Source organism: Enterobacter sp. BWH64, from assembly GCF_001037645.1.
GTDB classification, from domain to species: domain Bacteria; phylum Pseudomonadota; class Gammaproteobacteria; order Enterobacterales; family Enterobacteriaceae; genus Enterobacter; species Enterobacter hormaechei_C.
In genome coordinates this window covers 4,641,473-4,668,158 of record NZ_KQ089922.1, presented here as the reverse complement: position 1 = coordinate 4,668,158, position 26,686 = coordinate 4,641,473, and the positions used below count along the sequence as shown (strand labels likewise).

The window sequence follows — 26,686 nt, the reverse complement described above, 5'->3', positions numbered from 1 at the left end:
CTCTTAATTCGTTGTTGCCTGCATCCCGATAGTATTCAGGTGAAGGCGAAAGACGTGCGACCTCAAATTCTTTAGCGATGAAAATTGTAATTAATGACGTGCTGAATTATGGTCGCCGCAACGGAGTTACAGATACTTAAGTTAACCATAATAAGGAGTTTAGGATGAAAGTCGCAGTCCTCGGCGCTGCTGGTGGTATCGGCCAGGCGCTTGCCCTACTACTGAAAACCCAACTGCCTTCAGGCTCAGAACTCTCCCTGTACGATATTGCTCCGGTAACCCCAGGTGTGGCGGTTGACCTGAGCCACATCCCGACAGCTGTGAAAATCAAAGGCTTCTCCGGTGAAGATGCGCGTCCTGCGTTGCAGGGTGCCGACGTGGTGCTGATCTCCGCGGGTGTTGCACGTAAACCGGGTATGGATCGTTCAGACCTGTTCAACGTCAACGCGGGCATCGTGAAAAACCTGGTTCAGCAGATCGCTGAAACCTGCCCGAAAGCGTGCATCGGGATCATCACCAACCCGGTGAACACCACCGTTGCTATCGCAGCAGAAGTGCTGAAGAAAGCGGGCGTTTACGACAAGAACAAACTGTTCGGCGTAACTACGCTGGATATCATCCGCTCCAATACCTTCGTGGCTGAGCTGAAAGGCAAGCAGCCAACGGAAGTGGAAGTACCGGTTATCGGCGGTCACTCTGGCGTGACCATCCTGCCTCTGCTGTCGCAGATCCCGGGCGTGAGCTTCACCGAGCAGGAAGTGGCTGATCTGACCAAACGTATTCAGAACGCAGGCACCGAAGTGGTGGAAGCGAAGGCGGGTGGCGGTTCTGCAACCCTGTCTATGGGCCAGGCGGCGGCACGTTTCGGCCTGTCTCTGGTTCGCGCGTTGCAGGGCGAAAAAGGCGTTGTTGAATGCGCCTATGTTGAAGGCGACGGTGAACACGCGCGCTTCTTCTCTCAGCCGCTGCTGCTGGGTAAAAACGGTGTTGAAGAGCGTAAGTCTATCGGCACGCTGAGCGCGTTTGAGCAAAACGCGATGGAAGGCATGCTGGATACGCTGAAGAAAGACATTACGCTGGGCGAAGAATTCGTTAACAAGTGATCTTATCCCGGTAAAAAAAACGGAGCGTTAAGCTCCGTTTTTTTATGCCCGTCAGTTAGTGGCCGGGTATTCCTGGATGGTGACCTGAATCGTCAGCTTCTTGTCATTACGCATGACTTCAACAGGGATGATGGAGCCCGGGCGAATCTCAGCCACCTGGTCCATGGTTTCCAGCGCAGAGACCGCTGGCGTACCGTTGACGGAAAGGATAACGTCGTTCACCTGGATACCTGCGTTGGCCGCCGGGCCGCCAGGCGCCACTTCGTTGACCACAATCCCCTGGATCTGATCGATACCACCGCCCTGCGTATGCATCGGCGCGATTTCACGCCCGCCAATACCGATGTAGCTACGGATCACGCGGCCATCACGGATCAGCTTGTCCATGATCTTGGTCGCCAGCTGGAACGGAATAGCAAAGCCAATCCCTTCCGGCGTTTCGCCGTCGTTGCTCTTGTCGAATGAGAGGGTGTTAATGCCCATCAGTTCGCCGAGAGAGTTCACCAGCGCACCGCCGGAGTTACCGTGGTTGATCGAGGCATCGGTTTGCAGGAAGTTCTGTCGCCCTGACGGGTTCAGGCCGATTCGACCGGTCGCGCTGATGATCCCCTGAGTGATGGTCTGGCCCAGGTTGTACGGGTTACCGATCGCCAGCACCACATCGCCGATGTGCGGCGTGCGTTTGCGATTAATCGGGATAGTCGGCAGACCGCCCGTGGCGTTGATCTTCAGCACCGCCAGGTCGGTAAGGCTGTCCGACCCCACCAGCAGGGCTTCAAACACGCGGCCATCCTGTAAGGCGACGATAATCTGGTCGGCATCGTTAATGACGTGTTTATTGGTGATGATGTAGCCCCGGTCATCCATGATCACGCCGGAACCGAGCGTGCGGATCTCCAGCTGGTTATGAGCGGAACTGTTAAGCCCGCGGTTATAGACGTTAACCACGGCGGGGGCGGCACGGCGTACCGCCTGATTGTACGTCGCAGGCGTTTCATCCGTGCTGTCGAACTGAGGAGCCGACAGTTTGTTGAACTGGCGTAAAGATGGCATAGCCACCAGCAGCAGACCGGCAACGATCAAACCAATGACAATTGAACGAAAGAGCTTTAAAAGCATGATGCGTGTGTCGTTAAAAAAGGAACGGTTTGCAGCATAACATGAGTTATCCGGACATCACACGCAGCGGCGATGTCCGGAGTCGCAAATGGTTAACGCAGTAAAATGTAGAGGGTGTCGTTGCCTCGGATAATTTGCAGGGCAATGACCGCCGGTTTACTCTCCAGCACCTTACGCATTTCGGCAATAGACTGCACGCGAGTGCGGTTCACGCCCACGATCACGTCGTCCTGATGTAAACCTGCCTGCGCGGCCGGGCTGCTCTTCTCAACGGTAGTGACGGTAATGCCTTTCGTGCCGTTTTTAAGCTGACCGTCGCTCAGCGTAGCGCCCTGTAGAGCAGGGGAGATCTGTTCTGCGCTGGCGGAAGAGGAGGTGCTCTTGTCCAGCGTCACTTCCACGGTCAGCGGTTTGCCCTCACGGATCAGGCCCAGCTTCACTTTAGCGCCCGGCTCCGTGGTGGCAATACGTGATCGTAATTCAGCGAAGCTGCTCAGCGGTTTATCGTTCAGGCTGACAATAATGTCGCCGGATTTCACGCCCGCTTTCGCAGAGCCTGAGTTGGGCAGCACTTCGCTGACAAACGCCCCGCGCTGGACGTTGAGCTTAAAGGCTTTGGCGATATCGGCGCTCATCTCCATGCCTTTGATGCCCAGCAGACCGCGCTTAACCTCGCCAAACTGAATCAGCTGTTGAGACAGGGTTTTCGCCATGTTACTCGGAATGGCAAAACCAATCCCGATGCTGCCGCCGCCTGGCGCGAGGATAGCGGTGTTGATGCCGATCAGCTCACCGTTCAGATTAAGCAGCGCACCGCCGGAGTTGCCCCGGTTGATGGAGGCATCGGTCTGGATGAAGTTTTCCAGCCCTTCGAGATTCAGGCCGCTGCGCCCCAGGGCGGAGACAATTCCGGAGGTGGCGGTCTGGCCTAAACCGAACGGGTTACCGACTGCGACGGCAAAATCACCGACGCGCAGCTTATCGGAATCTGCAATGGCGATCTGGGTCAGGTTGCTGGGGTTTTGCACCTGTAGCAGGGCGATATCACTCTGATCGTCACCGCCGATCAGTTTGGCGTCAAACTCCCGACCATCGTTCAGCTGAACGCTGATTTTATCGGCCTGGCTGATCACGTGGTTATTGGTCAGGATATAGCCCTTAGCCGCGTCGATAATCACCCCTGAGCCCAGGCCTTCAAACGGCTGAGCCTGCTGATCCGGCGCGTCTTCGCCAAAATATTTCTTCAGCTCTTCAGGAATACGCTGGCTTTGGCGTGCCGTCCCTTCCACCTGAACGCTGACTACCGCAGGCAGGACTTTTTCAAGCATCGGCGCAAGGCTGGGAATGGCTTCTTGTCCAGGCACCTGCGAAGGCAGTGCCGCACTGGCGGGGAAGGACGCCGAGAGAGATAACCCGACACTTAACGCTAAGGCGCTCAACAGCTGGTTTTTTTTCTTCATTGATGCTGACTCTCGTATCCTGGAATGAAAAAGAACGGCCCCAAAAACATCTTGATGTTATTGAATTTTCAACCGCTGAACAATGAGGTGTTTGACTAAATAATAGCTGGGGACGGGAAGAAAGGACGGGCGCATAAGGTACGCCCGTAAAATTTATTCAGGTTGTGCGATTAATCGCGTTTTACGCCACCGCGCAGCAGGCCGGACGCGCCGTCTGAATAGTCGCGTGGCATCTGAACCGGAGCCTGATCGTTACCGGCTTCAGAATCAGCCAGACGATTGCGGAAGGGGTTGGTCTCCGCGGTCATTTCCGGCAGCAGGCTGCTGGAGCTTTTCGCCATGTGCTGGTAGAGCTGGCGATAATCTGTCGCCATGTTATCCAGCAGCTCAGCGCTACGGGCAAAGTGGCTGACCAGCTCTTCGCGATATTCTTCCAGTTCAGCTTTGTTCTTTTCCAGTTCGTATTGCAGTGACTGCTGCTGACGCAATTTGCGGTTACCGAAACGCATGGCCACAGCACCAATGATGATGCCGACGACTAAACCGATTAGCGCATATTCCCAGGTCATGAACTTCTCCCGTTGTCTTGTTGTTCCGTAGGGTGTTGGCTCGGCTCCTGCCTGTGCCTGATTATGCCACTATAACCGCTATTTCCGCAGAAGTGGAATCCTGACGTATCATCGCGTAGTGTAGAACGGCCTTTTTTTCATCAGCCACGCGCGCTGGTGAGGTTTAACTAAAGGAATAACAACAACATCATGCAAAACCTGTCCCCTTCATCGCGTTACCAACTGGCCCTGAGCGAGGGCACACACCAGCCGGATGATGTCCAGCGTGAAGCGGTTAACCGCCTGGACACGATTTATCAGGAACTTCTGGCGAAACCCGCCGATGCGGTGCAGAGCAGTGGGCTGAAGGCGGCATTCGGCCGTTTACTGGGCAAAAAAGAGCCCACGGTAAACGCACCGGTTCGTGGCTTATATATGTGGGGCGGCGTTGGGCGGGGTAAGACCTGGCTGATGGACATGTTCTACCAGAGCCTGCCCGGCACGCGTAAGCAGCGCCTGCACTTTCACCGTTTTATGCTGCGGGTCCATGAAGAGCTGACGGCGCTCCAGGGCGAAACCGACCCGCTGGACATTGTGGCCGATCGCTTTAAGGCGGAAACGGACGTGCTCTGCTTCGACGAGTTCTTTGTTTCCGATATTACGGATGCCATGCTGTTGGGGGGCCTCATGAAAGCGCTGTTTGCGCGTGGGATCACTCTGGTGGCGACCTCCAATATCCCGCCGGATGAGCTTTATCGCAATGGTCTCCAGCGGGCGCGTTTCCTGCCGGCCATTGATGCTATCAAACAGCACTGCGACATCATGAACGTCGATGCCGGCGTCGATTATCGACTGCGCACATTAACGCAGGCACACCTGTGGCTTTCGCCGTTGAACGCCGACACAGCCCGCGAGATGGATAAACTGTGGCTGGCGCTGGCGGGAGCGCCGCGGGATAACGCGCCAGCGCTGGAGATTAATCATCGTCCGTTGCCGACGCTTGGCGTAGAAAACCAGACGCTGGCCGTCTCGTTTGCAACGCTCTGCGTGGACGCCCGCAGCCAGCATGACTACATTGCGCTTTCGCGTCTGTTCCATACCGTTATGTTGTGGGATGTGCCCGTTATGACCCCACTCATGGAGAGCGAAGCGCGCCGCTTCATCGCGCTGGTAGATGAGTTTTACGAGCGCCACATTAAGCTGGTGGTCAGCGCCGAGGTGCCTTTATATGAGGTTTATCAGGGCGAGCGCCTGAAGTTTGAGTTCCAGCGCTGCCTGTCGCGCCTGCAAGAGATGCAGAGCGAAGAGTACCTCAAGCGTGAGCATATGCCATAATAAATGCTCCCCTCTCCCCGTGGGAGAGGGGCTGGGGGTGAGGGCACCAGACCGCACAATACCTGACCCCGAAAAACCCATTCCAAATCACATTTAAGGGTCGATCTTTGACCTCAACTTCTCTATAATCTTGCGACCCCACGTTACGAGAAGGTTTTTTTCCCGAAACTTTCTATGTGTCGGCATGTGCTATTCGAAGGGGTAGGTTTGCCGGACTTTGTCGTGTGAACCTCAACTGACTAAACGTTTGGGTGTTCACCAACGTGTAACTTATTATTTGGGTAAGCTTTTAATGAAAACTTTTACAGCTAAACCAGAAACCGTACAGCGCGACTGGTATGTTGTTGACGCGACCGGTAAAACTCTGGGCCGTCTGGCTACTGAACTGGCTCGTCGCCTGCGCGGTAAGCATAAAGCGGAATACACTCCGCACGTTGATACCGGTGATTACATCATCGTTCTGAACGCTGACAAAGTTGCTGTTACCGGCAACAAGCGTACTGACAAAATGTACTACCACCACACCGGCCACATCGGTGGTATCAAAGAAGCGACCTTTGAAGAGATGATTGCCCGCCGTCCTGAGCGTGTGATTGAAATCGCGGTTAAAGGCATGCTGCCAAAAGGCCCGCTGGGTCGTGCTATGTTCCGTAAACTGAAAGTTTACGCAGGCAACGAGCACAACCACGCGGCACAGCAACCGCAAGTTCTTGACATCTAATCGGGATTATAGGCAATGGCTGAAAATCAATACTACGGCACTGGTCGCCGCAAAAGTTCCGCAGCTCGCGTTTTCATCAAACCGGGCAGTGGTAAAATCGTAATCAACCAGCGTTCTCTGGAACAATACTTCGGTCGCGAAACTGCCCGCATGGTAGTTCGCCAGCCGCTGGAACTGGTTGATATGGTAGAAAAACTGGATCTGTACATCACCGTTAAAGGTGGTGGTATCTCCGGTCAGGCAGGTGCGATCCGTCACGGTATCACCCGCGCGCTGATGGAGTACGACGAATCCCTGCGTTCTGAACTGCGTAAAGCTGGCTTCGTTACTCGTGACGCTCGTCAGGTTGAACGTAAGAAAGTGGGTCTGCGTAAAGCACGTCGTCGTCCACAGTTCTCCAAACGTTAATCCATTCTGCTTACGCAGAACGATTGGCGAAAAACCCGCTTCGGCGGGTTTTTTTATGGATAATGCGCAGGTTATCCACAGTAACATTTCATATATCTTCTCTTTTTCCACATTTCCGGAATCCCCTCACCACAAAGCCATCAAAATCTGGTAAACTATCATCCAATTTTCTGCCCAAATATCGGTGAATACTCGATTTTTGTTCGATTCTTGAACAATGTGTCTTCTCTGGGATGGGCGATACATCATCTGGCTGGCCCCGTTGGGCTGGTAGCAGTAAAAATTCTGAATATACCTGGAGGTTTTCATGGCTGTCGCTGCCAACAAACGTTCGGTAATGACGCTGTTTTCTGGTCCTACTGACATTTATAGCCATCAGGTTCGTATCGTGCTGGCCGAGAAGGGTGTCAGTTTTGAGATCGAGCATGTGGAAAAGGATAACCCGCCTCAGGATCTGATCGATCTCAACCCGAGCCAAAGCGTACCGACGCTGGTGGATCGCGAGCTGACCCTGTGGGAATCCCGTATCATTATGGAATACCTGGATGAGCGTTTCCCGCATCCGCCGCTGATGCCTGTTTATCCTGTTGCGCGTGGTGAAAGCCGCCTGTACATGCAGCGTATCGAGAAAGACTGGTACTCGCTGATGAACGTTATCGTCAACGGTTCCTCTTCTGAAGCGGATGCTGCACGTAAACAGCTGCGTGAAGAGCTGCTGGCGATTGCGCCGGTATTTGGTCAAAAGCCTTTCTTCCTGAGCGACGAGTTCAGCCTGGTGGATTGCTACCTGGCTCCGTTGCTGTGGCGTCTGCCAACCCTGGGCGTAGAGTTCAGCGGCCCTGGCGCGAAAGAGCTGAAAGGCTATATGACTCGCGTCTTTGAACGCGACTCTTTCCTGGCATCTTTAACTGAACCGGAACGTGAAATGCGTCTCGGCCGAGGCTAATGACTGTGGAAATGTCACAACTTTCACCACGCCGTCCGTATCTGCTGCGCGCCTTCTATGAATGGCTGCTGGATAACCAGCTCACGCCGCACCTGGTTGTGGATGTGACGTTGCCGGGCGTGCTGGTTCCAATGGAATACGCGCGCGACGGACAGATTGTACTGAATATTGCGCCACGCGCAGTGGGTAACCTGGAGCTGGCGAACGACGAAGTGCGCTTTAATGCGCGCTTCGGCGGCGTGCCGCGTCAGGTTTCCGTGCCGCTGGCAGCTGTGCTGGCTATCTACGCCCGTGAAAACGGTGCGGGCACCATGTTTGAGCCGGAAGCGGCTTATGATGAAGAGGTTGCCAGCCTGAATGATGATGAGGCATCCGATGAACGCGAAAGCGACACGGTAATGTCTGTCATCGATGGCGATAAACCCGATCATAATGACGACACCGATCCGGATGACGAGCCACCACCACGCGGTGGTCGTCCCGCACTGCGCGTTGTGAAATAAACAAACAGGCCCGACGGGCCTGTTTTGCTTTCGGTCCCTTTTCGCCCCCTCTAATTTCCTGTGTTATGATGAACTGTTTTCCTTCAATGGCACCGGACTGCAATGAAACCGACTGATCTTAAAGCTGAAAACTCTGATGAAACCATTGGTCGCAGCCTGCGCCGTCGGCCGCTGGCGCGCAAAAAACTGTCTGATATGGTGGAAGAAGAGCTGGAGCAGATGATCCGTCGGAAGGAATTTGCCCAGGGAGAGCAGTTACCCTCCGAGCGCGAACTGATGGAGTTCTTCAACGTGGGTCGCCCCTCGGTGCGCGAAGCGCTGGCGGCGCTAAAGCGTAAAGGGCTGGTGCAGATTAACAACGGTGAACGTGCCCGCGTAACCATGCCGTCTGCCGATACCATCATCAGTGAATTGTCGGGAATGGCGAAAGACTTTCTGACCCAGCCCGGCGGTATTGCCCATTTCGAGCAGCTTCGCCTGTTCTTTGAATCCAGCCTTGTTCGTTATGCCGCAGAATATGCCACTGACGATCAGATTGTGAAGCTCACGAAAGCCCTGGAGATCAACAGCCAGTCTCTGGATGACAACACGCTATTTATTCGTTCCGATGTCGATTTTCACCGCGTGCTGGCGGAGATCCCCGGTAATCCGATCTTCAATGCGATCCACGTTGCGCTGCTAGACTGGTTAATTGCGGCGCGTCCTAAAGTACCGGACGCAGAGCTTTATCAGCATAATGAAGTCAGCTATCGCCAGCATATCGCAATTGTGGATGCGATCCGCCGCCGGGATCCGGATGAAGCGGATCGGGCGTTGCAAACTCACCTTAACAGCGTCTCCGCCACCTGGCACGCTTTCGGCCAGCATTCAAAAGCCAAAAAATAACGATCCTTTAGTGAAGCAGATCGCAATATAAGCGTTCTGTATTCTACTTCTGCTTAATTGATCTGGTATAACAGGTATAAAGGTATGTCGTTATAACAAACACACGATCGATTGAGGTAACTATGGCAACGCAATTACGCGGCGTAATGGCCGCACTCCTGACCCCGTTTAACTCTGAGCAGATGCTGGATAAAGAAAGCCTGCGCCGTCTGGTGCGGTTCAATATTGAACAGGGTATCGATGGGCTGTACGTCGGCGGTTCAACGGGAGAGGCCTTTGTACAGAGCCTTTCGGAACGAGAGCAGGTGATGGAGATTGTGGCGGAAGAGGCGAAGGGGAAAATCACGCTCATCGCCCATGTTGGCTGCGTCAGCACGGCGGAAAGCCAGCAGTTAGCCATGGCCGCCGCCCGCGTCGGTTTTGACGCTGTGTCCGCCGTCACACCGTTTTACTATCCCTTTAGCTTTGAAGAACATTGCGACCACTATCGTGCAATTATTGACTCCGCGGAGGGGTTGCCGATGGTGGTTTATAACATCCCTGCGCTAAGCGGCGTTAAGTTAACGCTGGATCAGATCAACACGCTGGTAACGCTGCCCGGCGTCGGCGCGCTGAAGCAAACCTCCGGCGATCTCTTCCAGATGGAGCAGATCCGTCGTGAACATCCGGATCTGGTGCTCTACAACGGTTATGACGAGATCTTCGCCTCCGGCCTGCTGGCCGGCGCGGACGGGGGGATCGGCAGCACCTACAACATTATGGGCTGGCGCTACCAGGCGATCGCTAAAGCGGTTCGTGAAGGGGATAACGCCACCGCACAGCGCCTGCAAAGCGAATGCAACACGGTGATCGATCTGCTGATTAAAGCCGGGGTGTTCCGTGGTCTGAAAACGGTTCTGCACTATATGGACGTGGTATCCGTGCCGCTGTGCCGTAAGCCGTTTGCCCCTGTGGATGAAAAATTCGTGCCAGCGCTGAAAGCGCTGGCGGAGCAGCTAATGGCGGAAAAACGCTAACGCATAGCCGGGGGCGCTTCGTCTTAGCCGGCCTACAAAAACATGCTACGTAGGCCGGATAAGGCGCAGCCGCCATCCGGCAAAACGACAGAGAAATCGTCGGGAGAGTGAAATGAGTAAGTCTACCCAAAGCATCCCGTGGTACCGCCATCTTACCCGTCCTCAGTGGCGCGCCTTCTCCGCCGCCTGGCTGGGATATCTGCTTGATGGCTTCGATTTTGTATTGATAGCCTTAGTCCTGACAGAAATAAAAAGCGAGTTTGCCCTGACGACAGTGGAAGCGGCGAGCCTGATTTCGGCGGCCTTTATATCGCGCTGGTTCGGCGGCCTGCTGCTGGGCGCCATGGGCGACCGCTATGGCCGCAAGCTGGCGATGATCACCAGCATCGTGCTCTTTTCCTGCGGTACGCTGGCCTGCGGTTTTGCGCCGGGTTACGTCACCCTGTTTATCGCCCGCATGGTGATAGGCATGGGGATGGCGGGGGAATATGGCTCCAGCGCAACCTATGTGATTGAAAGCTGGCCAAAGCACCTGCGCAACAAGGCGAGTGGTTTTCTGATTTCCGGTTTCTCCGTCGGCGCCGTGGTTGCGGCCCAGGTCTACAGCCTTGTCGTGCCCGTCTGGGGCTGGCGGGCGCTGTTCTTTATCGGCATTCTGCCCATCGTCTTTGCCCTGTGGCTGCGGAAAAATATTCCGGAAGCTGAGGACTGGAAAGCGAAGCACGAAGGCAAAGCCCCGGTGCGCACCATGGTTGATATTCTGTATCGCGGCAAATACCGCGTCATCAATATGGCGATGACGCTGTTTGCCGGTACGGCGCTGTGGTTCTGTTTTGCAGGCGAACTCAACAACGCGGGGCTGGTCGTTATTCTCGGCCTGCTGTGCGCCATCGTCTTTATCAGCTTTATGGTGCAAAGCAGCGGTAAACGCTGGCCGACGGGCGTCACGTTGATGGTTGTCGTGCTCTTCGCCTTTCTCTACTCCTGGCCGATTCAGGCGCTATTACCCACTTATCTGAAAACCGACCTGGCCTATGATCCCTCAACGGTGGCGAAGGTGCTGTTCTTTAGCGGCTTCGGCGCGGCAGTAGGCTGCTGCGTGGGTGGTTTTCTCGGTGACTGGCTTGGCACCCGCAAGGCCTATGTCTGTAGCCTGTTGGCCTCACAGCTCCTGATTGTTCCCGTCTTTGCGATCGGCGGCGCCAATGTCTGGGTGTTGGGCTTGTTACTCTTTTTCCAGCAGATGCTGGGGCAGGGGATCTCCGGGATCTTACCCAAACTCATCGGTGGCTATTTCGATACCGACCAGCGTGCGGCGGGTCTGGGCTTTACCTACAACGTTGGCGCGTTGGGCGGCGCGATTGCCCCGGTGATTGGCGCGCTGCTGTCGCAGGATATGGCGCTGGGCACGGCCCTGGGATCGCTCTCTTTTGGCCTGACGTTTGTGGTGATCTTGCTTATTGGTCTGGATATGCCCTCCCGCGTTCAGCGCTGGATCAGGCCAGAAGCCCTGCGTACGCATGACGCTATTGACGGTAAACCTTTCAGCGGAGCCGTCCCGTTTGGCGGCGATAAAAGCGCTTTAGCGAAAAGCAAAAGTTAATCCGCTTGCCCGGACCTGTACCGGGCACATTCGTAAGGGATGAAGTATGTCACAACGGGATAAAAACATTTCCGAGCGGGGCGGTGCTATGACGACACTGGCGATAGACATAGGTGGAACTAAACTTGCCGCCGCCCTGGTGGATGACGGTTTACAGATCCACGCGCGACGCGAATGCCCTACGCCCGCCAGTAAGACGCCTGACGCGCTGCGTGAGGCGCTGGCTGAGCTGGTCAAGCCGTTACAGACCCAGGCAACGCGTGCGGCCATTGCCTCAACCGGAATCATTCAGGACGGCAATCTGCTGGCGATTAACCCGCAAAATCTCGGAGGATTGCACCATTTTCCGCTGGTGCAGACGCTCGAAGACATTGCTGGTTTGCCGACCCTGGCGATCAATGATGCTCAGGCTGCGGCATGGGCGGAATATCACGTTAGTGCGAAGGAAATTAAAGACATGGTATTCCTGACTGTTTCAACGGGCGTGGGGGGCGGCGTAGTCAGTAACGGGAAACTCGTGACCGGAAGCGGCGGACTGGCAGGGCATCTTGGGCATACGCTCGCCGATCCAAACGGCCCGCAATGCGGCTGTGGTCGCGTGGGGTGCGTGGAAGCCATCGCGTCTGGTCGCGGTATTGCCGCCGCAGCCAGGGGAGAGCTTGCAGGATGCGATGCAAAAACGATTTTTGCGCGCGCGGCAGAGGGAAATAAACAGGCGGCGGAACTGGTCCAACGTTCTGCACAGGTAATGGCGCGGCTTATTGCCGACACGAAAGCGGTGATGGACTGCCAGCGCGTGGTGATTGGCGGCAGCATCGGGCTGGCAGGAGGGTATCTGGCGCGGGTCCGCGCGTATCTTGAGGAGCATCCTTCTGTTTATCACGTTGAATTAACCGCCGCGCACTATCGACACGATGCGGGCTTACTGGGCGCGGCGCTGTTAGCTCAGGGAGAAAGATGATGTTTTTTGGTGAGATTCGGACGCTTCCCTCCACGGGGTTGCATCCCGTTCTTCTGGAGGCGCTAACCCTCGCGCTGGCTGCCCGTCCGCTGGAAAAAGCGGCAGGACGTTATGAGCTTCGCGGTGAGGATATCTTCATGAACGTGATGACGTTTGCCACGCAGTTTCCAGACCAGAAGAAAGCGGAACTGCATGAGCAATATATTGATATCCAGGTGTTATTGACGGGAGAAGAGCGCATCCTCTTTGGCGTGACGGGCTCGGCACGCCAGCGTGAAGATTTTCATCCTGAAGAAGATTATCAGTTGTGCAGTGAGATTGCAGGTGAACAGTGTGTCACCCTCCGGCCGGGGATGTGCGCCGTATTTATGCCGGGAGAGCCACATAAGCCAGGATGCGCAATCCTTGAGCCAGGCGAGATAAAGAAAGTCGTGGTGAAGGTACGCGCCCGCTTGCTGGATACGTAGTTTATAGGCCTGATGGCGCTTCGCTTATCAGGCCTGCGGGCATAACGTAATTTGCAGGCCGGATAAGGCGCAGCCGCCATCCGGCAATGTTATTCGATATTCTGGCGCTTAAACGTCACCGCTTCCGGCTGCGTCAGGTGCAAGGTTGTCTGGCTGGGCACCGTCTCGGCAATCACCTTGCCGTGGCGAACAGAGTATCGTGCCGGCGTCTGGCGACGAACTGCATCAAACCCATTCTCTGCCGGGAGAATCACCAGGTTTGCTGTATTCCCAACGAGCACGCCATAGTCCTGCAAATCGAGCGTTTTCGCGCTGTGGGTAGTGATCAGGTTAAGCCCATCATTTATTTGCCCGTAACCCATCAGTTGGCAAACGTGCAGCCCCATATGCAGAACCTGAAGCATATTCGCGGTTCCCAGCGGATACCACGGATCGAAAACGTCGTCATGACCAAAGCAGACGTTGATCTCCGCTTCCAGCATTTCTTTGACGCGTGTGATGCCTCGGCGTTTGGGATAGGTATCGAAACGGCCCTGCAAATGCGTGTTAACCAGCGGGTTTGCCACGAAGTTAATGCCTGACATTTTTAACAGGCGGAACAGTCGGGACGTATACGCGCCATTATAGGAGTGCATCGCCGTGGTATGGCTGGCGGTCACGCGTGAACCCATTCCGTCACGATGTGCCAGTGCGGCAACGGTTTCAACGAAGCGCGATTGTTCATCATCAATTTCATCACAGTGGACATCGATCAGTCGGTCGTACTTTCTGGCCAGGGAAAACGTTTTATGCAGCGACTCAACGCCATATTCACGCGTAAATTCAAAGTGGGGGATTGCGCCGATGACATCCGCCCCTAAACGCACGGCTTCCTCAAGCAGTTCTTCACCGTTCGGATAAGAAAGAATGCCTTCCTGCGGGAATGCCACAATTTGCATATCGACCCACGGGGCGACTTCCTGCTTCACCTCCAGCATGGCTTTCAGTGCCGTAAGGGTGGGGTCCGAGACGTCAACGTGTGTACGTACGTACTGAATGCCGTTGGCGATTTGCCACTTCAGGGTCTGCATCGCGCGAGTTTTAACGTCTTCGTGGGTAAGCATCGCCTTGCGTTCGGCCCAGCGCTCGATTCCCTCGAAAAGCGTGCCGGACTGGTTCCAGTTCGGTTCACCCGCCGTTTGCGTTGTATCCAGATGGATATGCGGCTCGATGAAAGGAGGGATAACCAGCCCGCATTCGGCGTCCAGCACCTGACCGACTGGCGCAGAGGCGGTTTCCTGAGGATCGATACGGCTGAAGCGTCCGTCCTCAATCGTGATTTGCCATAAACCCTCTTGCCCCTGCAAACGGGCCTGACGGATAGTGAGGGAATTATTCTGCATGGGAAACCTCCGAAGGATTAGCAAGGGTACGTTTGGCGAATGGGTTTAACACCAAATAGCTGAAGACGCCACCCAATACTGCGTTAACGGGGACAATTCCCGGAATGTAGTGCCCGGCAGCAACACCCAGGGCGACCGAGAAAATGGCAATCCAGTTAACGGACACAAATTTTGCGTGGTCGAAGCTGGCATAGCGGCGGCGATTAATCAGGTAGTCGGCGATAATCACCCCGCCAACCGGCGGAATCGCTGCCGACAAAAAGGTCAGCCAGCCAACGAAGTTGTTGTATAGCCACAGCGCGCACAGCGTACCGATAATGCCATTAACCACCGACAGCGTACGGCTGGAAAGGCCAGTAATATTGGCGAAACCCAAACCAGAGGCGTACAACGCGTTGTCATTGGTGGTCCAGATATTCAGGCCAAGAACGACAATGGCCGGCAGCAGCAGTCCCTGGGCGATCATCACGTCAGAAATATCGGCCTGTCCTACGGCGGCAGCGCCTGCCGCACCGAAGATAAACATCAGCGAGTTGCCAAGGAAAAATGCCACCATCGCCACCAGAACGGCACCTTTGGCATTGCGGCCAAAGCGGACGAAGTCGGCGGTCAGCGTGCCTGCGCTGATAAACGAGCCTACAACCAGCGCCAGCGCGCTGGAAAAGTTGAGCGGCGTCTGCGGCACAATGGATTTGAGGTGGTCCAATCCTCCCACGCCGTCCACCGCCAGCCAGACGGAGTAGCTACCCAGGATGACGATAGCGGGTACGGCGATGATGGATAAAATCGTCAGTGCAGAGATGCCAAAAAAAATGGTTAACGTCATCAACAGGCCGGAAACCGCAATCAGGATGTTCACGTCGATGCCCGTGGCTTTACTCACCGGGATGGCAAACATCGCTACGCCGACGCCAAACCATCCTACCTGCGTACCGCCTAAAAGCATGGAGGGAAGCCAGGAACCTTTTATACCGAACGAGTAACGCGCAAGAAGATGGGTTGAGAGGCCGGTTTTTGCGCCAATGTAGCCAAGAAAAGCAGTGTAAATACCGAGGAGGAGATTGCCGAAGAGAACTGCGAGGAAGAAATCATTATAGGAAAGACCGGTACCGAGCGTGCCTCCGGTCCACATACTGGCGGAAAAAAACGTTAACCCTAACATCACAAAAGTGAGTGGAACCACGCCTTTCCGCGCCGCCAGAGGGACGGGGCCCTGGCTATAATTGTTATCTTGCGACACAATGCCTCCTTGAATTTTGGCCAAAAAATCCGCCGCATAATATACATTTTTTTCACGAAAGCAAACGTTTACGTCGGGATTTACGCTGCTTTTTTGCTTAAAAAGGCACCATTAACTTAAGGGTAGGCTACTGAAAACAGGCTCCCCAGCGTTCCGCTTTATGCTTCTGCCGGGGAGTCAGAGGGGCTTACACTTCCAGGAAGTTCATGATCCCGTCAGCCGCTTTACGGCCTTCGGCAATCGCCGTGACCACCAGGTCAGAGCCGCGAACGATGTCGCCACCGGCGAAGATTTTCGGGTTGCTGGTCTGGAACGCGTTATCGCTGCCTTCTGGCGCAATGATGCGGCCCTGAGAGTCCAGCTCTACGCTGTGCTTCGCCAGCCACTCCATGCTGTGAGGACGGAAACCAAACGCCATCACCACGGCGTCAGCCGGGATCACGTGTTCAGAACCGGCCACGATCTCCGCGCGACGACGGCCTTTCGCATCTGGCGCACCCATCTCCGTGCGCGCCATCTTCACGCCGCTCACTTTACCGTTGGCATTCACTTCAATACCCAGAGGCTGGATGTTGAACTGGAACTCGACGCCCTCTTCACGTGCGTTTTTCACTTCGCGCTTAGAGCCCGGCATGTTCTCTTCGTCACGGCGGTAGGCACAGATGACATGCGCCGCATTCTGGCGAATGGAGGTACGCACGCAGTCCATTGCGGTATCACCGCCGCCCAGCACCACCACGCGTTTGCCTTCCATGCTGACGAACGGCTCATCGGCGGTCTCGCCGTAGCCCATTAGCTGTTTGGTATTCGCAATCAGGAACGGCAGCGCGTCGTACACGCCTGGCGCATCTTCGTTCTCCAGACCACCGCGCATGGACTGATAAGTGCCTACGCCCAGGAACACGGCGTCGTAATCTTTCAGCAGGTCGTCGAGCTGCACGTCGCGGCCCACTTCGGTGTTGAGTTTGAACTCAATGCCCATGCCGGTGAAGATTTCGCGGCGGCGGGTCATCACCTCTTTCTCCAGCTTGAAGGCCGGGATACCGAAGGTCAGCAGGCCGCCAATCTCCGGGTGGCGATCAAAGACCACCGCCTTCACGCCGTTACGGGTCAGCACGTCCGCACAGGCCAGGCCTGCCGGGCCCGCGCCGATAATCGCTACGCGCTTGTCGGTTTGACGCACACCGGTCATATCCGGGCGCCAGCCCATCTCGAACGCTTTATCGTTGATATAGCGTTCGATGTTGCCGATGGTTACCGCGCCAAACTCGTCGTTCAGCGTACAGGAGCCTTCACACAGACGATCCTGAGGGCACACGCGGCCGCACACTTCCGGCAGGGTGTTGGTCTGATGAGACAGCTCGGCGGCTTCAAAAATACGCCCTTCGTTGGCCAGCTTCAGCCAGTTCGGGATGTAGTTATGGACCGGACACTTCCATTCGCAGTAAGGGTTACCGCAGGACAGGCAGCGGTCTGCCTGTGCTTTGGCCTGGCCTTCTGAAAACGGCTCATAGATTTCAACAAATTCAATTTTACGGATCTTCAGCGGTTTCTTTGGCGGATCAACACGCTGAAGGTCGATAAACTGGTAAACGTTCTGGCTCATCTGAATTCCTTACTGCGCCTGCACGCGCAGCTCTGCTGCGCTACGACTACGGTGACCCAACAGGGCTTTAACATCGCTGGACTTCGGCTTCACCAGCGCGAATTTCGCAGAGAACGCCGGCCAGTTGGCCAGGATCTCTTCGCCGCGCGAAGAACCGGTATGCTGCACGTGTTCGGTAATTAAACCGCGCAGGTGTTCTTCGTGGATGGCCAGCGTATCAACGTCCAGCACTTCCACCAGCTCCGGGTTCACGCGTTTGCGGAACTCACCGTCTTCATCCAGGACGTAGGCAAAACCGCCCGTCATGCCCGCGCCAAAGTTCACGCCGGTTTTACCCAGGACGCACACAATTCCGCCCGTCATGTATTCACAGCCGTTATCGCCGATGCCTTCCACCACGGTGATGGCGCCGGAGTTACGCACCGCAAAACGTTCGCCCGCACGGCCCGCGGCAAACAGACGACCGCCGGTTGCGCCGTACAGACAGGTATTGCCGATGATGCTCGCTTCATGGCTGCGGAAGGCTGAACCAACCGGAGGACGCACTGCCAGCAGACCGCCCGCCATGCCTTTTCCGACGTAGTCGTTGGCATCGCCGGTCAGGTATAACTCAACTCCGCCTGCGTTCCACACGCCGAAGCTCTGACCCGCGGTACCGCTGAAGTGCGCGGTAATCGGATCCGACGCCAGACCCTGGTCACCGTGCGTTTGCGCGATGTAACCGGAGAGGGACGCACCCACGGAACGGTCGGTGTTGCGGATATCAAACCAGAACGTTTTGCTCTGCTTCTCATCCACATACGGCTTCGCCTGTTGCAGCAGCTGTGCGTTCAGAACGCCGTTGTCGAACGGCGGGTTGTTCTCGGTACAGTAAACCGCTTTGCCAGGATGCGGCTGAGCGGTTTCCAGCAGCTTAGACAGCTCCAGCTTCTGCTGCTTGGCCGTGAAGCCCTCAAGCTCTTTCAACAGGTCGGTACGGCCAATCAGGTCTACCAGACGCTTCACGCCCAGCTGCGCCATCAGCTCGCGGGTTTCACGGGCGATGAAGTCAAAGTAGTTGGTCACTTTGAACGGCAGGCCGTGGTAGTGATTTTTACGCAGCTTTTCGTCCTGGGTAGCAACGCCCGTTGCACAGTTGTTCAGGTGGCAAATACGCAGGTATTTACAGCCGAGCGCAACCATTGGGCCGGTACCAAAGCCGAAGCTTTCCGCTCCCAGAATCGCCGCTTTGATGATGTCGAGGCCGGTTTTCAGTCCGCCGTCCACCTGCAAACGGATCTTGTGACGCAGGCCGTTAGCGACCAGCGCCTGCTGGGTTTCCACCAGGCCAAGCTCCCACGGACAACCCGCGTATTTCACGGAGGAGAGCGGGCTTGCGCCGGTGCCGCCGTCGTAACCGGCGATGGTGATCAGATCCGCATAGGCTTTCGCCACGCCGGTGGCAATGGTGCCAACGCCCGGTTCGGAAACCAGCTTCACGGAGATCATCGCTTTCGGGTTGACCTGTTTCAGGTCGAAAATCAGCTGCGCCAGATCCTCGATAGAGTAGATATCGTGGTGCGGCGGCGGGGAGATCAGCGTCACGCCCGGCACTGAATAGCGAAGCTTAGCGATGTATGGGGTGACTTTATCACCCGGCAGCTGACCGCCTTCACCCGGTTTCGCACCCTGCGCGACTTTAATCTGAATCACGTCGGCGTTAACCAGGTACGCAGGCGTTACGCCAAAGCGACCAGACGCCACCTGCTTAATACGGGACACTTTATTGGTGCCATAGCGGGCCGGATCTTCACCGCCTTCGCCGGAGTTGGAGTTGCCGCCGATGCTGTTCATGGCTTCCGCCAGCGCTTCGTGGGCTTCCGGGCTCAGCGCGCCGATAGACATCGCCGCGGTGTCGAAACGTTTGAACAGCTCAGACGCGGGTTCAACCTCGTCAATGCTGACCGCTTCATCACCTGGATTGAGGGCAATGAGATCGCGCAGCGTCGCTGCCGGACGGTTATTCACCAGCTCTGCATACTGCTGATAATCGCTGTACTCGCCGCTCTGCACCGCCTGTTGCAGCGTGCGCACCACGTCCGGGTTATAAGCGTGATACTCACCCCCGTGGACATATTTCAGCAGGCCGCCCTGTTCCAGCGGCTTACGTGCCAGCCAGGCGCGTTTCGATAGGTTCACCAGATCCTGCTGGAAGTCAGCAAAACCGGCGCCGCCGATACGGCTGATCACGCCCTGGAAGCAGAGGTTGGCGACGTCGTCATGCAGGCCGACCGCTTCAAACAGCTTCGAGCAGCGGTAAGAGGCGATGGTCGAGATGCCCATTTTGGACATGATTTTGTACAGACCTTTGTTGATGCCGTTACGGTAGTTCAGCATCACAGCGCGGTAGTCTTTGTCGATCGCGCGGGTATCTACCAGGCGGGCCAGCGTTTCGTAGGCCAGATACGGGTAGATTGCCGTGGCGCCAAAGCCTAACAGCACCGCAAAGTGGTGCGGGTCGCGCGCGCTCGCGGTTTCAACGATGATGTTGGCATCGCAGCGCAGGCTCTTGTCCACCAGACGCGTCTGGATAGCCCCCACCGCCATGGGTGCAGGCACCGGCAGACGGTTTTTCGCGATGTTGCGGTCAGACAGCACCAGCAGAACGGTGCCGTTACGCACCATCTGCTCGGCTTTATCGCACAGCGCGTTCACCGTCTCTTCGAGGCTCGTTTCGGTCACGTCGAAGGTGATATCGAGCGTGTCGGCGCGATAGTGCTCCTCGGTCATGGTGGTGAGCTGTTTGAAATCGGAGTACAGCAGGATCGGTGATTTAAAGGTCAGACGGTGCGCCTGGCCTTCAGCTTCACAGAAGACGTTCATCTCACGGCCGATGCTGGTGGCCAGCGACATGACGTGGGCTTCGCGCAGCGGATCGATTGGCGGGTTAGTGACCTGCGCAAACTGCTGACGGAAGTAGTCATAAATAATGCGTGGCTGGCTGGAGAGCACGGCAAACGGGGTATCGTCACCCATTGAGCCGACCGCTTCCTGGCCGTTTTCACCGAGCACGCGGATAACCGAGTCCAGCTCTTCCGCGCTGTAGTTAAACTGCTTCTGGAAGCTCGCGAGGGTGTCATCGTCCAGCTCGCGGCTGCCCACTTCTTCGTCCGACAGATCTTCAAACGGCACCAGACGACGCACGTTTTTCTCCATCCACTCTTTGTACGGATGGCGGCTCTTCAGATCGTTGTCGGTTTCGGCGGAATGCAGAATACGCCCACCGCGGGTGTCGATCACCATCAGCTCGCCCGGTCCGACGCGGCCTTTCTCGACCACTTCGTCTGGCTGGTAATCCCAGATCCCGACTTCAGAGGCACAGGTGATGAGCTTGTCTTTGGTAATAACGTAGCGCGCCGGACGCAGACCATTACGGTCCAGGTTACAGGCGGCAAAACGACCGTCGGACATAACGATGCCCGCCGGGCCGTCCCACGGCTCCATGTGCATGGAGTTAAAGTCGAAGAACGCGCGCAGCTCAGGGTCCATATCCGGGTTGTTCTGCCAGGCCGGTGGCACGAGCAGACGCATGGCGCGCACGATGTCCATCCCGCCCGCCAGCAGCAGTTCCAGCATGTTATCCATGGAGCTGGAGTCCGAGCCGGTTTCGTTCACGAACGGCGCGGCATCGTGCAGGTCCGGGATCAGCGGCGTCTGGAATTTATAGGTACGGGCGCGGGCCCACTGGCGGTTGCCGGTGATGGTGTTGATCTCGCCGTTATGCGCCAGGTAGCGGAACGGCTGCGCCAGCGGCCAGCGTGGAACGGTGTTGGTGGAGAAGCGCTGGTGGAACAGGCAAATGGCCGATTCCAGACGCAGGTCCGCCAGGTCCAGGTAGAAGCGCGGCAGGTCAGCCGGCATACACAGACCTTTATAGATGTTCACAAGGTTAGAGAGGCTACAGACGTAGAACTCTTTATCATCCTGAAGACGTTTTTCAATGCGGCGGCGGGCGATAAACAGACGGCGTTCCATATCACGCGGACGCCAGCCCGCAGGCGCATTGACAAAAATCTGTTCAATACGAGGCAGCGAGGAGAGGGCGATTTCACCGAGCACCCCTTCGTTGGTTGGCACATCGCGCCAGCCGACGATCGACAGGGTTTCACGCTGAAGTTCTTCTTCAACGATGCGGCGTGAGGCGGCAGCTTTTTCAGGATCCTGATTCAGGAACAGCATACCGACAGCGTAGTTTTTGGCTAAACGCCAGCCGCGCTCTTCCGCTACGATACGGAAGAAACGATCCGGTTTTTGCAGCAGCAGGCCGCAACCGTCGCCGGTTTTACCATCGGCAAGGATGGCGCCACGGTGCTGCATACGGGCCAGTGCGTGAATAGCAGTACGCACTACCTTGTGGCTAGGTTCGCCTTCTATGTGGGCGATCAGGCCGAAACCACAGTTATCCTTCTCAAGGGATTTATCGTACAACATATCAGTGAACCTCCCCAGGCTCGTCGGGCTTCCCACTGAACTTTACCGTGGCGCACAGGCGCAGAAAGAGCATGGCGACGGGGTTAGCGTTTCATACGCGGACCTCGCATTCGCCCTCTTTTTCATCCTTTCGCGCAGGTAAACAAGTTTGAGGACTTGCTTCAGAGGGAATCTCAATTACTGCATAAATATGATGAGCAGGCCGCTCATCCAGAAAGCTTCCAGCGGATTTCCAACTTATCGGGAATTGGTACACAGGTCAAATGGCAATCTTATTTATACAAAAATGTGCTAAAGCGTAGTTATCTTTTTGTTTTTAATATGTATTTAACTATTTTTACAACCACTTAAAGCACCGGGGAGGTGCAGGGGAGTGTGATCTGACTCACTATATGAAAGCGGTATTATCGATGCAGCGTGCTGAAATGCAGATTTATAGCAGAATATTAATCTGGTGTTGCATTCAAATCCGCATAAAATCACTGTTTTTCAGTCCTGGCGCTATAAATGAAAAAAACCATCAGAACATAAGGAAAAGTAATTACGTACAGGGTGAATGAAATCTCGGTAATCGTGATTATTTATTCAAACAGATAAAGGCCGTCCAAGGCGATTGATCCAGGTCATCGCCGACAGAGGCTAAAAATGGCAGGCTTGTCCCCTTTCTTCGGGACGGTCTATCAGATTATGCAGTTACAGAAATTAGTCAATATGTTTGGTGGGGATCTTTTGCAGCGCTATGGGCAAAAGGTTCACAAACTGACGCTGCACGGCGGCTTTAGCTGCCCGAATCGCGATGGCACCATCGGGCGTGGTGGCTGCACTTTCTGTAACGTGGCCTCGTTTGCTGACGAGGCCCAGCAGCATAAATCTATCGCTGAACAGCTCGCCCATCAGGCGAGTCTGGTGAATCGCGCGAAGCAGTATCTGGCCTATTTCCAGGCCTACACCAGCACGTGGGCTGAGGTGCAGGTACTGCGCTCGATGTATCAGCAGGCGGTTGCTCAAGCGAACATTGTCGGGCTGTGCGTGGGGACGCGTCCGGACTGCGTGCCGGAGGCCGTGCTGGATTTACTTAGTGAGTACAAAGAGAAGGGCTACGAGATCTGGCTGGAGCTGGGCTTGCAGACCGCGCATGACAAAACCCTGCACCGTATCAATCGCGGGCATGATTTCGCCTGCTACCAGCGCACCACGCGTCTCGCCCGTGAGCGTGGATTAAAAGTCTGCTCGCATCTGATTGTCGGCTTGCCAGGAGAAGGGCAGCAGCACGGGCTGGAAACGCTGGAAAAAGTCGTCGAGACCGGCGTGGATGGCATTAAGCTGCATCCGCTGCATATCGTGAAGGGCAGCATAATGGCGAAAGCCTGGGAAGCGGGGCGGTTAAGTGGTATCGAACTCGACGACTATACGGTGACGGCGGGGGAGATGATTCGCCACACGCCTCCGGAGATTGTTTACCACCGCATCTCGGCCAGCGCCCGCCGCCCAACGCTTCTGGCACCGCTCTGGTGTGAGAACCGCTGGACGGGGATGCTGGAAATCGACCGCTATCTACAGGAGAACGGCGTACAGGGGTCGGCGCTTGGCCGCCCGTGGGTTCCCCCGCTACCGGCGACGGCCGCCTAGCAGACTTCCCAGCATGCCGCGTATTATCTGGTTGGTAATCTGACGCGTCGCGCTTTTTGCCATGGTCTGAACCACGCCATCGCGTTTGCCGCCGCGTGGCCCGGTGCTGCCGAACAGAATATCTTTCAGCCCGCCGAGAATGCCGTCGTCCACGGCAACAGATTGCCCTTTTGCGGCAGGGGCATCCTGCGATTCGGCAGTCGCCTGCACCCCTTTTTGCAGCATCTCGAACGCGGATTCGCGATCCACCTCGTCTTCATACTTCCCGTACACCGGGGAGTGATTAATCAGGCCGTTGCGTTCATCGTCCGTTACCGGCCCCATGCGCGAGCAGGGCGCAATCACCATCGCACGCTCGACAACTGTCGGGCTGCCTTTTGCATCGAGGAACGAAATCAGCGCTTCACCGGTACCCAGCGCCTGAATGGCGGTTTCGGTATCAAAGGCCGGATTGGCACGCATGGTTTGCGCCGCGGCTTTCACCGCTTTCTGATCTCTCGGCGTAAAGGCGCGCAGGGCGTGCTGCACGCGGTTACCCAGCTGCCCCAGTATGTTGTCCGGAATATCCGACGGGTTTTGCGACACAAACCAGACCCCGACACCCTTGGAGCGGATCAGGCGGATAACCTGTTCAATTTTATCCAGCAGCACCTGCGGCGCGTCGTTAAACAACAGGTGCGCTTCGTCAAAGAAGAACACCAGTTTGGGTTTTTCCAGATCGCCTGCTTCCGGCAGTTGTTCGTACAGTTCAGAGAGCATCCACAGCAGGCTGGCGGCGTAAAGCTTCGGCATCTGGTAGAGCTTCTCTGCGCTCAGAATGTTGATGATGCCTTTGCCGCTGCTGTCGGTACGCATCCAGTCTTTGATATCCAGCATTGGCTCGCCGAAGAAGTGTTCGGCACCCTGTTGCTCCAGCGTCAGGAGCCCGCGCTGAATGGCGCCCACCGAGGCGCTGCTGATATTGCCGTACTGGTTCTGGAAGGATTTGGCGTTATCGCCAATGTACTGGGTGATGGCGCGCAGATCTTTGAAGTCGAGCAGCAGTAGCCCCTGATCGTCGGCGATACGGAAGATAATGTTCAGTACCCCGGACTGCACGTCGTTGAGGTTAAGCAGACGGGCCAGCAGCAGCGGGCCGAGGTCGGAGACGGTGGCGCGCACCGGATGGCCTTTTTCGCCGAAGATATCCCAGGCCACCACCGGATTACCGTGCGGCGTCCAGTCGGTGATGCCGATATTTTTCAGGCGCTCGAGGAGTTTTTCTGACGCTGCACCTTCCTGAGCCACCCCGGTTAAATCGCCCTTCACGTCAGCCATAAATACCGGCACGCCAGTCTCTGACAACGACTCAGCCAGCTTTTGCAGGGTGACGGTTTTTCCCGTCCCGGTCGCGCCGGTGATCAGGCCATGACGGTTCGCCATCGCGGGCAGTAAAAACAGCTCTTTTTCCAGCGTCCTGGCGATTAACAATGGTGTACTCATGATGCACGTCCTCTCGTAGTCCTGGGTGGAGTATAGGCAACCTGACGGCAAAATGTCTGCGTAAATTCCTCACTTTGCGGCGCATTATCCAGTGCGGACTATGCTTTTGCATACGGTAAACAAAATTTTGGGAAACTATGTCCAGATTCTTTTTTAACGACCGCAAACAGCTTGTCAACGATGCCATTGAAGGCATACTTCTCTCCGCGCCGCACGGTAATCTCGTCAAACTGGATATCGATCCGGCCATCCGCGTGGTGGCTCGCGGCGACTGGGATAAAAGCCGCGTGGCGGTGATCTCCGGTGGCGGCTCCGGCCATGAACCGGCACATGCCGGGTTCGTCGGTAAAGGCATGCTTACCGCAGCGGTGTGTGGCGATCTGTTCGCTTCCCCAAGCGTGGATGCGGTCCTCAATGCCATTGTGGCGGTGACGGGCGATCGTGGCTGCCTGCTGATTGTGAAAAACTACACCGGTGACCGGCTTAACTTTGGCCTGGCGGCGGAAAAAGCCAAACGCTACGGCCTGAAGGTCGAGATGGTTATCGTGGCGGATGATATCGCCCTACCGGATAACAAGCAGCCGCGTGGTATCGCGGGAACGGCGCTGGTGCATAAGATTGCGGGATATGCGGCAGAACAGGGGAAATCGCTAAACGACGTGCGGGATATTGCACAACAGGCCTGCGATAACCTCTGGAGCCTGGGGGTTGCGATGCAAACCTGTAACCTGCCGGGTAGCGATGATGAAGAAGGACGCATCAGGCAAGGCCACGTGGAGCTGGGGCTGGGGATTCACGGCGAGCCGGGGGCATCGGTGGTGGATACGCAGAACAGCAGGGCGATTATCGATACGCTGGTGACGCCGCTAAAAGCCCAGGCGGGTGACGGGCGCTTTGCGGTGCTGATCAACAACCTCGGCGGCGTGTCAGCGCTGGAGATGGCTCTGCTCACCAAAGAGCTGGCGCATTCGGCGTTGAAAGAGAACATTGCGTATCTGATTGGCCCGGCGCCGCTGGTGAGTGCGCTGGATATGAAAGGCTTTTCGCTAACGCTGTTAAAGCTCAACGATTTCTTCGAGAAGGCGATTCACGCCGAGGTCGAGACGCTGGGCTGGCAGAAGCCCGTCGCGTTCGCGCCCCTGCGTACCGTCCCCCATAGCGCCCTTCATGATCGCGTGGAATATACCCCGTCGGACAATCCGCAGGTGAGCGAGGCCGTCGCCTCGGTAACGAAAACATTGATCCAGCTGGAAAATCGCCTTAACGCGCTGGATGCCAAAGTAGGCGATGGCGATACGGGCTCCACCTTTGCGCAAGGGGCGCGGGATATTGCGCAGCGACTTGAGGAGAACAACCTGCCCCTTAACGACGTGCCGACATTCCTCCTGCTGGTTGGCGAGCGGCTGGCAACGGTGATGGGCGGATCGAGTGGGGTGTTGATGTCGATCTTCTTCACTGCGGCAGGACAAAAGCTTCACGATGGACAGTCGCTACCTGAAGCATTGCTGAGCGGACTGGCGCAGATGAAGCAGTATGGCGGTGCAGATCTCGGCGATCGTACGCTGATCGATGCCCTGCAACCGGCGCTGGAGGCGTTACAGAAAGGCAATATTCAGGCGGCAGCGCAGGCCGCGCAGCAAGGGGCTGAAGCAACGGCGAAAATGGCGAAAGCCGGCGCGGGACGCTCGTCGTACGTGAATAAAGAGAATCTGGACGGGGTGATGGATCCGGGGGCGGTCGCGGTGGCGGAAGTGTTTAAGACCATGGTAGATGCAAAACGGTAACAACCGTTACCGTTTTTA

21 protein-coding genes are annotated in these 26,686 nt (G+C 56.2%); 13 read left to right on the top strand and 8 right to left on the bottom strand.

What is annotated here, in order from left to right; translation table 11 throughout:
• Positions 1–164: 164 nt before the first annotated feature.
• Positions 165–1,103 carry a malate dehydrogenase gene (gene mdh, locus SK50_RS22195; protein WP_003860429.1) on the top strand — a complete coding sequence of 313 codons (939 nt, stop codon included), beginning with the start codon at positions 165–167 and terminating at the stop codon, positions 1,101–1,103.
• 51 nt (positions 1,104–1,154) lie between these two features.
• Here mdh and degS read toward each other — a convergent pair whose 3' ends face one another.
• From degS to zapG, 3 genes are all read right to left on the bottom strand, one after another.
• On the bottom strand, positions 1,155–2,222 hold the full coding sequence (gene degS / locus SK50_RS22190) for an outer membrane-stress sensor serine endopeptidase DegS (protein ID WP_048229934.1): 1,068 nt from the start codon (positions 2,220–2,222) through the stop codon (positions 1,155–1,157).
• Positions 2,223–2,314: 92 nt separating this feature from the next.
• Positions 2,315–3,682 (bottom strand): serine endoprotease DegQ, encoded by a 1,368-nt coding sequence (gene degQ, locus SK50_RS22185; RefSeq protein ID WP_015572006.1) that lies wholly within the window; start codon positions 3,680–3,682, stop codon positions 2,315–2,317.
• Between the two features lie 170 nt (positions 3,683–3,852).
• Positions 3,853–4,251, bottom strand: coding sequence for a Z-ring associated protein ZapG (zapG, locus tag SK50_RS22180; protein WP_003860432.1), 399 nt, complete (start codon positions 4,249–4,251; stop codon positions 3,853–3,855).
• Positions 4,252–4,440: 189 nt separating this feature from the next.
• Here zapG and zapE point away from each other — a divergent pair, with 189 nt between their 5' ends.
• From zapE to nanQ, 10 genes are all read left to right on the top strand, one after another.
• On the top strand, positions 4,441–5,565 hold the full coding sequence (gene zapE, locus SK50_RS22175; RefSeq protein ID WP_045344044.1) for a cell division protein ZapE: 1,125 nt from the start codon (positions 4,441–4,443) through the stop codon (positions 5,563–5,565).
• Between the two features lie 292 nt (positions 5,566–5,857).
• Positions 5,858–6,286, top strand: a complete 429-nt coding sequence (gene rplM, locus SK50_RS22170) for a 50S ribosomal protein L13 (RefSeq protein WP_003860434.1) — start codon at positions 5,858–5,860, stop codon at positions 6,284–6,286.
• 15 nt (positions 6,287–6,301) lie between these two features.
• Entirely contained in the window at positions 6,302–6,694 is a 393-nt protein-coding gene (gene rpsI, locus SK50_RS22165; RefSeq protein WP_003860436.1) for a 30S ribosomal protein S9, read from the top strand.
• A gap of 307 nt (positions 6,695–7,001) precedes the next feature.
• Complete coding sequence (gene sspA, locus SK50_RS22160) at positions 7,002–7,640, top strand: stringent starvation protein SspA (protein WP_003860438.1); 639 nt, start codon at positions 7,002–7,004, stop codon at positions 7,638–7,640.
• A 5-nt stretch (positions 7,641–7,645) separates the two neighbouring features.
• Positions 7,646–8,143 carry a ClpXP protease specificity-enhancing factor gene (gene sspB / locus SK50_RS22155; RefSeq protein WP_026080566.1) on the top strand — a complete coding sequence of 166 codons (498 nt, stop codon included), beginning with the start codon at positions 7,646–7,648 and terminating at the stop codon, positions 8,141–8,143.
• Positions 8,144–8,245: 102 nt separating this feature from the next.
• Positions 8,246–9,028, top strand: a complete 783-nt coding sequence (nanR, locus tag SK50_RS22150) for a transcriptional regulator NanR (protein ID WP_017693900.1) — start codon at positions 8,246–8,248, stop codon at positions 9,026–9,028.
• A 122-nt stretch (positions 9,029–9,150) separates the two neighbouring features.
• Positions 9,151–10,044, top strand: coding sequence for an N-acetylneuraminate lyase (nanA, locus tag SK50_RS22145; protein WP_017693901.1), 894 nt, complete (start codon positions 9,151–9,153; stop codon positions 10,042–10,044).
• 112 nt (positions 10,045–10,156) lie between these two features.
• Entirely contained in the window at positions 10,157–11,647 is a 1,491-nt protein-coding gene (locus SK50_RS22140) for an MFS transporter (RefSeq protein WP_015572000.1), read from the top strand.
• An 88-nt stretch (positions 11,648–11,735) separates the two neighbouring features.
• Positions 11,736–12,608, top strand: a complete 873-nt coding sequence (locus tag SK50_RS22135) for an N-acetylmannosamine kinase (RefSeq protein ID WP_026094341.1) — start codon at positions 11,736–11,738, stop codon at positions 12,606–12,608.
• Positions 12,608–13,075 carry an N-acetylneuraminate anomerase gene (gene nanQ / locus SK50_RS22130; protein WP_023295505.1) on the top strand — a complete coding sequence of 156 codons (468 nt, stop codon included), beginning with the start codon at positions 12,608–12,610 and terminating at the stop codon, positions 13,073–13,075. The genes SK50_RS22135 and nanQ overlap by 1 nt, the downstream gene beginning before the upstream one ends.
• Before the next feature lie 89 nt (positions 13,076–13,164).
• Here the strand turns inward: nanQ and SK50_RS22125 are convergent, their stop codons facing one another.
• The 4 genes from SK50_RS22125 to gltB all read right to left on the bottom strand — a co-directional run bounded on the left by SK50_RS22125 (position 13,165) and on the right by gltB (position 21,773).
• Positions 13,165–14,457 carry a cytosine deaminase gene (locus SK50_RS22125; protein ID WP_017693904.1) on the bottom strand — a complete coding sequence of 431 codons (1,293 nt, stop codon included), beginning with the start codon at positions 14,455–14,457 and terminating at the stop codon, positions 13,165–13,167.
• Positions 14,447–15,697, bottom strand: coding sequence for a cytosine permease (gene codB / locus SK50_RS22120; RefSeq protein ID WP_017693905.1), 1,251 nt, complete (start codon positions 15,695–15,697; stop codon positions 14,447–14,449). The genes SK50_RS22125 and codB overlap by 11 nt, the downstream gene beginning before the upstream one ends.
• A gap of 187 nt (positions 15,698–15,884) precedes the next feature.
• Positions 15,885–17,303, bottom strand: coding sequence for a glutamate synthase subunit GltD (gltD, locus tag SK50_RS22115; RefSeq protein ID WP_017382721.1), 1,419 nt, complete (start codon positions 17,301–17,303; stop codon positions 15,885–15,887).
• Positions 17,304–17,312: 9 nt separating this feature from the next.
• Positions 17,313–21,773, bottom strand: coding sequence for a glutamate synthase large subunit (gene gltB, locus SK50_RS22110; RefSeq protein ID WP_017382722.1), 4,461 nt, complete (start codon positions 21,771–21,773; stop codon positions 17,313–17,315).
• A 687-nt stretch (positions 21,774–22,460) separates the two neighbouring features.
• Between gltB and SK50_RS22105 the strand changes: the two genes are divergently transcribed.
• Positions 22,461–23,402 carry a tRNA modification radical SAM protein MnmL/YtqA gene (locus tag SK50_RS22105; RefSeq protein WP_096152317.1) on the top strand — a complete coding sequence of 314 codons (942 nt, stop codon included), beginning with the start codon at positions 22,461–22,463 and terminating at the stop codon, positions 23,400–23,402.
• Here SK50_RS22105 and SK50_RS22100 read toward each other — a convergent pair.
• Positions 23,382–24,884 carry a helicase HerA-like C-terminal domain-containing protein gene (locus SK50_RS22100; protein ID WP_048229932.1) on the bottom strand — a complete coding sequence of 501 codons (1,503 nt, stop codon included), beginning with the start codon at positions 24,882–24,884 and terminating at the stop codon, positions 23,382–23,384. The two genes, SK50_RS22105 and SK50_RS22100, sit on opposite strands and share 21 nt — an antisense overlap.
• Before the next feature lie 137 nt (positions 24,885–25,021).
• On the opposite strand from SK50_RS22100, the gene SK50_RS22095 reads away from it, so the two are divergent.
• A complete protein-coding gene (locus SK50_RS22095; RefSeq protein WP_015571993.1) occupies positions 25,022–26,668 on the top strand; it encodes a dihydroxyacetone kinase subunit DhaK in 1,647 nt (548 codons plus the stop codon).
• Positions 26,669–26,686 lie beyond the last annotated feature (18 nt).